This is a genomic window from Denitrificimonas caeni (assembly GCF_027498055.1).
Classification (GTDB): Bacteria; Pseudomonadota; Gammaproteobacteria; order Pseudomonadales; family Pseudomonadaceae; genus Denitrificimonas.
In genome coordinates, this window is record NZ_CP114976.1 from 2366308 (window position 1) to 2378764 (window position 12457).

13 protein-coding genes are annotated in these 12457 nt (G+C 51.3%); 4 read left to right on the forward strand and 9 right to left on the reverse strand.

Annotation, left to right across the window (positions count from 1 at the left end; translation table 11 throughout):
* The first annotated feature begins 17 nt into the window (after positions 1-17).
* From O6P33_RS10970 to O6P33_RS10985, 4 genes are all read left to right on the forward strand, one after another.
* On the forward strand, positions 18-1085 hold the full coding sequence (locus O6P33_RS10970; RefSeq protein WP_269817816.1) for a phosphotransferase family protein: 1068 nt from the start codon (positions 18-20) through the stop codon (positions 1083-1085).
* A 25-nt stretch (positions 1086-1110) separates the two neighbouring features.
* Entirely contained in the window at positions 1111-1878 is a 768-nt protein-coding gene (locus O6P33_RS10975) for an SDR family oxidoreductase (RefSeq protein ID WP_269817817.1), read from the forward strand.
* A gap of 349 nt (positions 1879-2227) precedes the next feature.
* The gene (locus O6P33_RS10980) at positions 2228-4033 is read left to right on the forward strand and encodes an ABCB family ABC transporter ATP-binding protein/permease (protein ID WP_269817818.1); all 1806 of its coding nucleotides are present in this window, start codon (positions 2228-2230) and stop codon (positions 4031-4033) included.
* 419 nt (positions 4034-4452) lie between these two features.
* On the forward strand, positions 4453-5388 hold the full coding sequence (locus O6P33_RS10985; RefSeq protein ID WP_269817819.1) for a hypothetical protein: 936 nt from the start codon (positions 4453-4455) through the stop codon (positions 5386-5388).
* A 322-nt stretch (positions 5389-5710) separates the two neighbouring features.
* Here O6P33_RS10985 and O6P33_RS10990 read toward each other — a convergent pair whose 3' ends face one another.
* Genes O6P33_RS10990 through atpD form a run of 9 tightly spaced genes read right to left on the reverse strand, consistent with a single transcriptional unit; the run spans position 5711 to position 12427 of the window.
* On the reverse strand, positions 5711-6580 hold the full coding sequence (locus O6P33_RS10990; RefSeq protein WP_269817820.1) for a FoF1 ATP synthase subunit gamma: 870 nt from the start codon (positions 6578-6580) through the stop codon (positions 5711-5713).
* A gap of 8 nt (positions 6581-6588) precedes the next feature.
* Positions 6589-8166: a F0F1 ATP synthase subunit alpha gene (locus O6P33_RS10995; RefSeq protein ID WP_269817821.1), complete on the reverse strand. Its 1578-nt coding sequence runs from the start codon at positions 8164-8166 to the stop codon at positions 6589-6591.
* Entirely contained in the window at positions 8156-8926 is a 771-nt protein-coding gene (locus tag O6P33_RS11000; protein ID WP_269817822.1) for a F0F1 ATP synthase subunit B, read from the reverse strand. Before O6P33_RS11000 ends, O6P33_RS10995 begins: the two co-directional genes overlap by 11 nt.
* A 6-nt stretch (positions 8927-8932) precedes the next feature.
* On the reverse strand, positions 8933-9211 hold the full coding sequence (locus O6P33_RS11005; RefSeq protein WP_269817823.1) for a F0F1 ATP synthase subunit C: 279 nt from the start codon (positions 9209-9211) through the stop codon (positions 8933-8935).
* A 2-nt stretch (positions 9212-9213) separates the two neighbouring features.
* The gene (locus O6P33_RS11010) at positions 9214-9906 is read right to left on the reverse strand and encodes a F0F1 ATP synthase subunit A (RefSeq protein WP_269817824.1); all 693 of its coding nucleotides are present in this window, start codon (positions 9904-9906) and stop codon (positions 9214-9216) included.
* Positions 9907-10221, reverse strand: coding sequence for an ATP synthase subunit I (locus O6P33_RS11015; RefSeq protein WP_269817825.1), 315 nt, complete (start codon positions 10219-10221; stop codon positions 9907-9909).
* 45 nt (positions 10222-10266) lie between these two features.
* Positions 10267-10560: an AtpZ/AtpI family protein gene (locus tag O6P33_RS11020; RefSeq protein ID WP_269817826.1), complete on the reverse strand. Its 294-nt coding sequence runs from the start codon at positions 10558-10560 to the stop codon at positions 10267-10269.
* Positions 10557-10967 carry an ATPase gene (locus tag O6P33_RS11025; protein ID WP_269817827.1) on the reverse strand — a complete coding sequence of 137 codons (411 nt, stop codon included), beginning with the start codon at positions 10965-10967 and terminating at the stop codon, positions 10557-10559. Before O6P33_RS11025 ends, O6P33_RS11020 begins: the two co-directional genes overlap by 4 nt.
* Positions 10964-12427 carry a F0F1 ATP synthase subunit beta gene (gene atpD, locus O6P33_RS11030; protein WP_269817828.1) on the reverse strand — a complete coding sequence of 488 codons (1464 nt, stop codon included), beginning with the start codon at positions 12425-12427 and terminating at the stop codon, positions 10964-10966. Before atpD ends, O6P33_RS11025 begins: the two co-directional genes overlap by 4 nt.
* Between the last annotated feature and the right edge of the window lie 30 nt (positions 12428-12457).

Here is a 12457-nt window from a genome sequence, read left to right on the forward strand (position 1 = left end):
AAACATAAGGGCTAGATATGTCACTTGCTGATCAAACTATCCAGGCACGAGAAGGTGAAGAGCTGGATGCTGCGGTGATTGCGCGCTATCTCAAGCCGCACTTACCACACCTGACTGGCGAGCCGACGATTCGCCAATTTCCAGGTGGCGCGTCCAATCTGACCTATTTATTATCCTACCCCGAGCAGGATTTGGTGTTACGCCGTCCGCCTTTGGGTAAAAAAGCCAAGTCGGCGCACGATATGGGCCGCGAGTTTTTAATTCTCAATAAACTCAACGATGGCTTTCCCTATTGCCCAAAAGCCTATGTGCACTGCACTGATCCATCCATCATTGGTGATGAGTTTTACGTAATGGAGCGGGTGGAAGGCATTATTCTGCGCTCGGATATTCCCGCTGAGCTGAATTTCACTGCGGAAAAAACCAAAGCCCTGTGTGAAAGTTTTATCGACAAACTGGTGGACTTGCACCAGGTCGATTATGAAGCTTGCGGCCTAGCAGAGCTGGGTAAGCCAGAGGGCTATGTTGAGCGACAAATTGAAGGCTGGAGTGATCGCTATGAAAAAGCCCTGACTCCAGATGCGCCGCTGTGGACTGAAGTGAAAGCTTGGCTAAACGCTAAAATGCCCGCGGATCATCCTAAGCCCGGCATTATTCATAACGACTACCGCTTTGATAATGTGATTTTGGATCCAAACAACCCCATGCAGATCATTGGTGTATTGGACTGGGAAATGACCACCATTGGTGATCCTTTAATGGACCTGGGTAACAGCTTGGCGTACTGGATTGAGGCCGATGACCCTGCGCCAGTACAAATGATGCGCCGCCAGCCCAGTAATGCAGCAGGCATGCTCACCCGCCAAGAAGTTGTTGACTACTACGCCAAACAAGCCGGTATTGAAATTCCTAACTTTGATTTTTACTACACTTATGGCTTGTTCCGCTTAGCCGGTATCGTCCAGCAAATCTATTACCGTTTCTATCACGGACAAACCAAAGATAAGCGTTTTGCACCCTTTGTGCAGCTCAATGCTTTGTTAGAACAGATGGCGCTTAACGTCATAAAAAAATCCACGCTATAACGCCATGTCTCTCAAGGGGTACTCTATGTCTAAAACAAAAATATTTGATCTCGATGGTAAAATCGCTTTTGTCTCCGGCGCCAGCCGTGGCATTGGTGCGGCTATTGCGCAATTACTGGCCCAACAAGGCGCGCATGTGATTGTTTCCAGCCGCCGCCTTGAAAGCTGCGAAGCCATTGTCGAAACCATTACTGCTGCTGGTGGTAAAGCCACGGCGATGGCCTGTCATATTGGTGAGATGGAGCAGATCAGCGCCGTATTTGCGCAGATTCGCGAGCAGTTTGGCCGCCTCGATATTCTAGTCAATAACGCTGCAGCCAACCCGTTCTTCGGCAACATTTTGGATACGGATCTGGGCGCATTCCAGAAAACTGTTGATGTGAATATCCGCGGTTACTTCTTTATGTCAGTGGAAGCAGGCAAGTTGATGCGCGAAAACGGCGGTGGCAGCATTATTAATGTGGCCTCAGTAAACGGTATTTCACCAGCGCAACTGCAGGGTATTTACTCGGTGACTAAAGCTGCAGTCATCAGCATGACCAAAGCCTTCGCCAAAGACTGCGCCAGCTTTGGTATTCGCTGCAACGCCCTACTGCCCGGCTTAACCGATACTAAATTTGCGTCGGCGTTAACGTCTAACGAAGCCATTCTCAAGCATGCTCTGCAAATCATCCCGCTTAACCGCGTGGCTGACCCCAGTGAAATGGCCGGCGCTGTACTGTATCTAGCCAGTGATGCCTCAAGCTACACCACAGGTACCACACTCACCGTTGATGGTGGGATGCTGGCTTAAGTCATAGCCTTTATCTGCACAGCCCTAGTTTTAGTGTCTAGGGTTTGTGTGGATATGGTTGGCTGTTTATATCTGCGCTAGTCGTACTGCGCTGTAACTGTTCTTCCGTCGATGAACCCATCCAGGGTTCAACTCCGATACTGCGCCCGCATCGAGCCCCGGATGGACTCGTTAAGGGAAAAACCGCTGCAGCACAGCTCGCACAACCCCGCAGCTAACAAAACCAGACCGCAAGCAGCCTAAGTGCACTTATTTAAGAGCGGTAAGGTAAACTCTAACCATATCAATCATCTCAGCGCTGCAGCGCCACCTCATACGCCCGCTGTTTTGTCACTAAAAAGGAACACCCGTGCCCCCCTCCACTGATAGCAACGCCCCCCCACAGCATAAAACCAACTGGAAAATCATCGCCGGACTCTGGCCTTACTTAGCAGAATACAAAGGCCGCGTCTTCCTAGCCGCCACCATGCTGGTACTGGCCAAAGTCGCCACCGTCTCAACCCCAATAGCCCTAAAATACATCGTCGACTACCTAGACCAAAACCGCGGTGTCGACATGCTGCTATGGATTCCACTGATATTAGTCGGAGTCTACGGCGCACTCCGCTTTGGCAGCACACTATTTAGCGAACTGCGCGACGCCATCTTTGCCCGCGTCGCCGAACGCGCCATGCGCCGAGTATCACTGCGCGTATTCCGCCACTTACACAACCGCGAACTGGCCTTTCACCTAGACCGCAAAACCGGCGGTTTAGCCCGCGACATCGAACGCGGCACCCGTGGCATCAGCTTTCTGCTGCGCTTCACCCTGTTTAATATCGTCCCTACCCTGCTAGAAATCGTCATGGTCACCAGCATTTTACTGGTCGCCTTCAACGTCAGCTACGTATTCGCCATACTGGTGTCAGTAGTCATCTATGTCATCTTTTCCATCCGTGTCACCGAGTGGCGCACCGGCTTTGTCCGTGAAGCCAATAACCGTGATAACCAGTCCAATACCCGCGCCATCGACAGCTTACTCAACTACGAAACAGTCAAATACTTCAATAACGAGCGCTTCGAAGCCGAACAGTACGATGCCGGCCTCGACCTATGGGAACAAGCACGACTAAAAAACCGCCTATCCATGGCCGTACTCAACACCGGACAAGCTTTTATTATTGGCGTTTCACTGATTGTCATCATGGCCATGGCAGTGCGCGAAGTGGCCAACGGGCAGATGACTCTCGGTGACTTCACCATGGTCAACGCCTATTTGATTCAGTTATTTGTACCACTCAACGCGCTGGGTTTTGTCTACCGAGAAATCCGCCAATCGCTGGTCAATGTCGAGCGATTATTTGCCCTCCTGGGCGATAAATCTGCCATTGAAGACGCTGCCGACGCTAAAACATTGAGCGTCGGCCAAGGAGAAGTCGCATTTCGCGATGTGCACTTTAGCTACCGGCCTGATCGAGAGATTTTAAAAGGCGTAAGCTTCACCATTCCAGCTGGCCATACAGTTGCTGTGGTGGGCGCCAGCGGTGCCGGAAAATCAACCCTAGCGCGCTTATTATTTCGCTTTTTTGATGTGAACAGCGGTAGCATCTGCATTGACGGCCAAGATGTACGCCAGATCACTCAAGACAGCCTACGCACCGCCATTGGCGTAGTGCCGCAAGACACTGTGCTGTTCAATGATACGATCTACAACAACCTCGCCTATGGCCGCCCAAGCGCCAGCGAAGAAGAGGTCCACTATGCCGCTCGCCAAGCCAACTTAGACGAGTTTATACAAAGCCTGCCAGATGGTTACAGCACCAAAGTTGGCGAACGCGGCCTGAAACTTTCCGGTGGCGAAAAGCAACGGGTGGCCATTGCCCGAGTATTACTAAAAAACCCACCCATACTGATTCTCGATGAAGCCACCTCGTCACTGGACTCCATTTCCGAACAAGTGATTCTCGACGCTCTTAACGAAGTCAGCCGCCAACGCACCACATTAGTCATCGCCCACCGCTTATCCACAGTGCGCGATGCAGATACCATTTTAGTGATGGAGCAAGGCGCAATCGTCGAAAGCGGCGCTCACTCTGAATTGCTGGAACAGAACGGTTACTACGCCAGACTCTGGCAGCAACAACAGCACAACGTTGACGAGCCAGAGCAAAAATAACCTGAGCCTACCTCACCCTTAACACTCGACTTTCTGGCTTCTGGCTTCTGGCTTCTGGCTTAAAATCGTGAGCATAAAAGAAGCCCACGCAAAACCTGCTAACCACACAATTGTTCAACGCAAGCTGGACTGGAGCTGTGACCAGCGTAGCCATGGATGGCGCAGCGCCCGCATCGAGCCCCGGACGGGCTCGTTAAGGGAAAAACAGATTCAGTCCAGCAGGCACAGCATCAAGAGCAACAACCCAAGCAAACCAACAAGCAGCACAAGTCATAGCTATAACCCGCCCAGACAACACACCCAGCCCCCAAAAGAGAAGCCTGCAAATCCTACCAACAACGCAAGTTAAGCAGCAAAACTAAAAGTAGCACCTATACTGTATTTAGATCGGACTTAATCTAAGTAACATGGAGGTTACGATGTCCCAATACAGTAAAAGCGCGCCCGAAGACCATGACAGCCCATGGAAAAGTGCTTTAGAAGTCTTCTTCAAACCTTTTATGGACTTTCTATACCCACAAATCAGCTCACTAATCGACTGGCAGAAACCGATTGAGTTTCTTGATAAAGAACTGCAAAAAATCACCCGCAAAGCGAAAAACTCACGACGCTATGCTGACAAACTGGTCAAAGTTCATTTCTTAAACGGCTCAGAAAAGTGGATTTTAATTCATATCGAAGTACAAGGCGCAGCAGAAACAAACTTTGCTGAGCGCATGTTTATTTATTATTACCGCATTCGTGATCGCTACCAGACACCAGTTATTAGCCTTGCAGTGCTTACCGATACTCAAGCAAACTTCAGACCAAGCTATTACAGCGACAGCATAGCTGGTTGCAGCATTCGCTTTGATTTTTCCACTGTAAAACTACTCGACTGGCAAGATAAAACCAATGAATTACTACAGCACACCAACCCGTTTGGCCTGCTCATTGCCGCACAACTCACCGCAAAATTGATCAAAGACGGGAAAACTCGCGTTGATAACTTAATCGGTTATTACCGCCTAGCTGCTGAAAAGAAACTACCCCGCGAACAGATCATCCAATTAGTGATTTTTCTAGAATGGATCGTAGCCCTACCCGAAGACCTCACCCCATATTACAATCAGCAACTGGAGCACCTCGAAGAGGATAATAAAATGACTTACATTTCAATTATTGAACGCCAAGGCATTGAGCAAGGTGTGGAGCGCGGCCGTGCCGCAACTCTTTACAAGCAACTTAAACTCAAATTTAACGAACAGGCTAACCAATATGAGCAACGCTTATTCCAAGCCAATGACGCCGAACTCAGCCTTTGGACCGAACGTGTACTTTTTGCCAACACCATTGAGGCAGTATTTACCGAATAAACTTGCTAACCACACTGATAAGTCAAGCCAGGTAGAAAGGACCACCGAGCGTAGCTATAACCCGCCCAGACAATACACACCAGAGCTTCAAAAGAGACCCACGCAAAACCTGCTAACCACGCAATTGTTCAACGCAAGCTGGACTGGAGCTGTGACCAGCGTAGCCATGGATGGCGCAGCGCCCGCATCGAGCCCCGGACGGGCTCGTTAAGGGAAAAACAGATTCAGTCCAGCTGGCACAGCATCAAGAGCAACAACCCAAGCAAAACAACACCAGCGCAGGACCCGCTCAAACAGAGAAACTGTCTACAGTGAGCGTGAATTAGGCAAAATGCCCAATCACAATATCCATCAACTCATTGGTGATCTCATCTTGGCGCACGCTGCTCAGCTCCTGCTGCACCGACTCCAACTGCTCATCCACCGACTGCTCCGCCTGCTGCATCAATGACAAACGAGTTGCATTCTCCGTCACCATCGCTTCTGCAGAAGCACGAAACACACTGGCAAACACATGATTACGGATCAAAGCCGCCAGCAGCGCTTCCGAATTCATCGTGTAATCAGGCAGAGAACGCGACTGCCACAGCTGCTCAGGCTGTAACAACGACTTATCCAAAGGCAATAAATTGCGCGTCACCGTTTCTTGATAACCATGCTCTTGCCGCTGGGTAAACACTAAGGTCACGGCTAAGTTAGTCAACGCCTGACCGCTGCCCAGTCGCTCAATACGGGTCACAATATCCCCGGCTAAACGCCCCACACCATCCGCAGAAGCAGGCGGCATCAGCACCACATCAGGGCTTAAATCTTGCTCCAATAAAGCATTACCCATCCGCGAACCAATACACAGAATATGCTGCTTAGCCATTGGCACAGCCTCGCTGTATGCAACCACCTTATTGGCCAGCAACTCATTATAATTACCGCACAAACCATGGTCCGAACCAAACACCACTAACAGCTGAGTATTAGGCTGTAGCGCCTCACTGAGCACACTCACACCACCGGTGCGATAGACAAAAGAAGCCAGTCCTTGCAATATCGTTTGATGATACGACTCAATGGACTGCGCCGCTTGTTCATAAGGCGCAGCATTAATCGCCGACAGCGTTTTCATGGTATGCACAATGCCCCTAATACTGGTTAGGGTGTCATTCTTACGCGATAGATGCTCTAAAGTTTGCGCCATTTAAGCCCTCACTGCTCGGCATCTGCTGACCCAGCAAAAGATGCTAAAGCCGTACGCGCACAGGCTGTAATCAATTCTTGGTCATCATCGGTTAAAGTTTGGTTATCGCTGATGCGCTGCTCAATGTCTGCGAGTTCCTGCTGCGCTGCAGTGCGCACCAAGCCCATGGCAGCATTAATATCTTGCTCGCTGTACTGATCAAACAAGCCGGCCATCGCCGCCACCAATACCGCCAGCTGCTCAAGGGCCGGCATCGGGTCACGCTCCGCTTGCCGTAAAGCACTGCGCACAGCAGTACCACGGGCTAAACGAGCACGGGTCGCATCATCCAAACGGGTCCCAAAGCGGGCAAAATCTTCTAACTCTTCAAACTGCGAAAGGGTCACCCGCAAGTTACCGGAGACACCACGTAAGGTACGGTTCTGCGCTTTACTGCCCACCCGCGACACAGACAAGCCTAAATCCACCGCCGGAAACTGGTTCTTGCGCACCAACTGCGGTGACAAATAAATCTGCCCATCGGTAATGGAAATCAAGTTCGTCGGAATATATGCCGACAAGTTACCGGCCTGGGTTTCCACCACAGGTAAAGTGGTAATGGAACCGCCACCGATATCTGGACCAAACTGCCCTGCACGCTCTAATAAGCGCGCATGCACATAGAATATATCCCCTGGAAAAGCTTCACGGCCGGGCGGGCGGCGCAAGAGTAGCGATAACTCGCGATAAGCCCGCGCATGGTGGGTCATATCATCAAAGATAATCAGCACATCTTGCCCTTGCGCGGCGAAATATTCGGCCATGGTCATGGCGGCATAAGGGGCAATATACGACAGCCCAGGCGACTCCTCATCCCCAGCACTCATCACAATGCTGCGCGGTAACATACCGCCATCTTTAAGTGCGCGAATCACCCGTGCCACGGCATCACCACGCTGACCAATGGCGCAATAAATACACACGACATCGCTGCGTGCCTGATTGAGCATGGTATCAATGGCAATGGAGGTTTTACCGGTCTGGCGGTCGCCAATAATCAGTTCACGCTGGCCAAGCCCCACCGGAATGGCCGCATCAATGGCCTTCAGCCCCGTGGCTAACGGGCGGAAAATTTGTGTGCGGTTTAAAATACTCGGTGCCTCAGCTTCAATGGGATGCTCAGCCACAGCGTCAATCGGCCCTAAAATATCCCGAGGTTGCCCCATGGCATCCACCACGCGCCCCAATAAAGCTGGCCCAACCGGCACACTGACAACTTTACGGGTGCGGTAGACTGTTTCGCCTAAACGGATCTGCTCAGATGGCCCCAGGAGAATAACCCCTAAGTGCCCCGGTTCTAAGTCAAGGACAATGCCTTGCACGCCGCTGGCAAACATCAGCAACTCATCGGCTAACGCCCGCGCCAGACCTGAAACAATGGCCACACCATCGGCCACTTCAGTCACGATGCCGGTCTCAATTAATACCGGTGCTGGGGTTGGACTTTCCACCAAGCTATCCAGCCAAGCGTCAAAGTTATGCGCAGCACTGGCTGCAGCACGATCATCCTGCTTATTCACCACAACCCCCTCGTCTTTAGCGCTCATCTGTATCTAACCGTAGCGACGCCGCACTGCTAGCATGCTGGCTTAAGAGTTGCGCCAGCTCATCCATATAGCTGTCGGTGGTCCAAGCCACTTGCGCGCCACCCACCTGCATAATCAAGCCCGGTGCTTGCTGCGCATCGGTGGCAAAACTTAATGCTACATCCGGCAACCACTGCTGCACTTCGCTCTGCAATAACGCTTGGGTGTCTTGCGCTAAGGCATCGCGCGTGGTGACCTGGGCTTTTTTGCTGTCTGCTGCAGCTTGGCGCAACTCGCCGACCATGGGCTGCAGCTGCTTGCCAATATGGCGCACAATTGCATCTTCCAAAGTTTCGTCGGCTAAATCGTGCAAAGCTTTGCGAGTTAAGCGCAGCAAGGCTTCCGTGCCGTTTTGCTGCAAGCGGGTATTAAACGCCTGCCGCTCATGCTCCAGATGTTTACGCCAATCTTGTTGTTCTTGCTCCAGCTTAACCCGGGCCGCAGCCAATAAATCATCGCGCTGATCTTCAGTGGCCGCTAAAGCCTTTTCCAGCAACGCATCGTGCTCCGTCACCAGCTGTGCACGCTGCTTTACATACTGGCTTTCAGCCGCTTTCGCCTCTCGCTGGGCTTGCTCTGCCGCAGCCATCCGCTTGCTGATTTGCGCCTCACGGGCATCAATACCATCCAAAATAGGTCGGTATAAAAAACGCTTGAGCAACCACAATAAGACTAAAAAGTTGGCAATTTGTGCCAGCACTGTTACCCAATCAATGGACATAAGGGCTTAAACTCCTGCTGCCGCCTGCATTGCATCCCAAAACGGGTTAGCAAAAATAATAATCATCGCCACCACAAAGCAATAAATTGCCGTTGATTCAATCATCGCCAAGCTGACAAACAAGGTGCGCGATAATGTCGGAGCCGCATCTGGCTGCTGAGCAATGGCGGCAATGGCCGCAGCAGCGGCACGCCCTTCACCCAACGCCGGACCAATCGAGCCAATGGCCACAGTCAGGCCCGCAGTAAAAATAGAAATAGCCGCAATAATTGCAAGTTCAGTCATGATTAGTTTTCCTTTTCAGACTTAATTAGGGAAGGTTCTGCCATGGCAGAAGAAATATACACTGTCGCCAGAATGGCAAAGATATAGGCCTGAATAAAACCAGTTAGCAGGCCTAACATATCCATTACCACGGGAAAAAAGAAGGGCGCAATACTCAACAAAATTGCCGCAATCACCGCACCACTCATGACGTTGCCATAGAGGCGCATGGCCAGCGACACGCCGCGGGAAAACTCGCCAATGATATTAAACGGCAACATAATCACTGAGGGCTCAATAAAGGTGCGCAGGTAATTACCCACCCCGCTACTGGCAATGCCAAACATTGGAATGGCGATCAAGACCGATAGGGTCAAACCCACAGTGGTTGATAAAGACGAAGTCGGCGGGGTAAAACCGGGTACGACCGTGAGTAAGTTCGATACCGCAATAAATAAAAACAGCGTTCCGGAGAAATACATCACATTGCGCGCACCACTGCGAGTGACTTCGGCAATTTGCCCCTGAATCATCGTTACAATCAACTCCAAGGCACTGCGCCAGCGACCTGGGGCTTTATCTGCTCGTAAGTTGCGGGTGACTAAAATGGAAATCCCCACCAGCAACGCCATCACAATCCACGTATTAACAATGGTTGAATTAACCGCCCAATTACCCAAGGTAAAGACAATCGTTTGATCTAGATTCAGCTGCATCTATACACCCTCTTGCTTGATTACAGTGCCGCGGACTTTGGCTTGGGCGCGCAGCACAGCGGCAACCCGCATCAGCACAAAAGCCAGCATATAACCGCCCAACGCCCACAATGTTTGCGCCAGTGCAGTGAGCGCAAAGCCGATGCCTAATAACACCACGAGGCGGCAAAAAAAGCTCAACATCAATAAACGTCCAGGGTGCTCTGAGGCTAAGGCCAAACGCATGCCAACATTCAATCCCCAGAAAAACAGCGCACTGACTGGCAAGCCCACGGCAAACCCCAGCAGTATTGCACTGGTATTTATCTCAATCACTGCACCTCTCCTTTAATGACTATTTAGCACGGCAAAACTAAATCATTACTGATCTTGGTTCTTTTCAATCCAGTTCCAAGCCACCATGGCGCCCACCACCACCCCACCTAAAATTAAGGCAATGGGCCACGAAAAGCTTTGCGGTGCCACACGGTTTAACCACATGCCTAAAAAAGCTCCCGCAACAGTGGGAATCGCCACCGACCAACCAATAACGCCAAACACTCCCAAACCACTGAGCGGGCTGTATTTGCGCTCATTACGGGATTGCTGCATCCGCTCCGCACGGCGACGAATGGCAGCAGCGGAAGCATCTTCTTTGTTGTCATCACGACTCATGTCAGCGGTTTCCGTAAATCACTGAAACGGCGCACAATGCCCGCCTCCAGTTTGGATAAAGCGGTACGCGCCACCCGCTCATCTTCATCCACTGCAATAAATGTTGCTTGAATGGTTTCATTTAAACTGGCTAAGTCCTTGCCCTGCACGCCACGGCGCACGGCAATATCGACGTTATAGCCGTGCTTAACCAAAACCCCTTGGTCAATACCAAAGTACTGCTCAACACCTGCAGCATCGGTAATCACCAGCACCGACGGCAGCAATGCGGTGACAAAATCAGTGTGTTTGGGCAGCAGTGTAAAAGCGCCATTCTCTGCCTCAGCAAAGACTTTTTCCGCCGCGCAGCTAAACAATAAGCGCGTGGGTAAACGCAGACTCACCTGCATCAGCGTGGTTTGACTCATGATGCGGTCTTATTCTTCGGCAATGCACCAATCATGTAATAGTCCATTTCATCATCGTCAAACTCCATTTGCTGCAAGATCTGCTCGCAACCGGCCAAAGTGTCTTCCACAGATACCCGCTGCCCAGCCTCACCACTAAAGGATTCTGCCGAGAAGAATGGTTGGGTTAAAAAACGTTCCAGACGTCGGGCTCGAGCCACCACCGCGCGATCGGCCATGGACAACTCTTCCAGCCCCAACATAGCAATAATATCCCGTAACTCTTCATACTCAGCCAAGGTACGGCGCACCGCCCGGGCAATATCATAATGACGCTGGCCCACCACTGCGGGTGTTAGCATCACCGAAGTGGAGCCCAATGGATCTACCGCCGGATAGAGCCCCTCACTGGCGCGTTTGCGGGACAGCACCACCGACGCCGATAAGTGGGAGAAAATATGCGCTGCCGCAGGGTCAGTAAAGTCGTCCGCAGGCACATACACCGCCTGAATCGAAGTAATCGCCCCTTTACGGGTGGAGGTAATGCGCTCTTGTAGCGACGCCAGCTCAGTGGCTAAAGTGGGCTGATAACCGACTCGGGACGGCATCCGTCCTAACAAGCCCGAGACTTCAGAGCCGGCTTGGACAAAACGGAAGATATTATCAATCAGCAGCAAAACGTCCTGACCTAAATCATCACGAAAATACTCCGCCATGGTCAGTGCGGTTTTACCCACCAGAAAACGCACCCCCGGTGCTTCGTTCATCTGTCCAAACAGCATCACGGTATTATCGCGCACCCCAGCTTCACCCATTTCTCGGTACAACTCTTCAGCTTCACGGGAACGCTCACCAATACCACAGAATAAACTGACGCCTTTGTAATGCTGGGCAGTGTTGTTAATCAGTTCAGTAATTAATACGGTTTTACCCACTCCAGCTCCGCCAAACAAGCCGGTTTTACCGCCGCGTTCAATGGGCGAGAGCAAATCAATGGCTTTAATCCCAGTTTCAAGGATGGCGCTATGGATGACACGGTCTTCCAATGGCGGTGGCGCTTGGTGGATGGAGCGCAGCATGCCGGTATTCAGTGCAGGTTTATCATCAATAGGCTGGCCAAAAACATTGAGCATACGGCCCAGTACGGCTTCACCAACCGGTACCTGAATAGGGTTACCAGTGGCACGTACCAAAGCACCCAAACCTAAACCGCGCACAGGCGCTAAGGCCATACAACGCACTGTGCCTTGGTCAAGTAAAGCGGCAACTTCCATCGCCAAATCACCAGCATAGACCAGATCATAAATCCGCGGAATATGCTCGGTAAAGAGTACATCGACGACACCACCGCGGATTTTAACCACGCGCCCCTCGGCCACGCACTCCTGTGCAGAGACTGCATCAGCCGAGTTGGCTGCATCAGGATCAACAGCACTTAACTGCTCAATTGAGTCCGACGCCTGCTCTTCCTTCTCACTCATGCCTCACCTTACTTTGTTTGTTTTACTTGG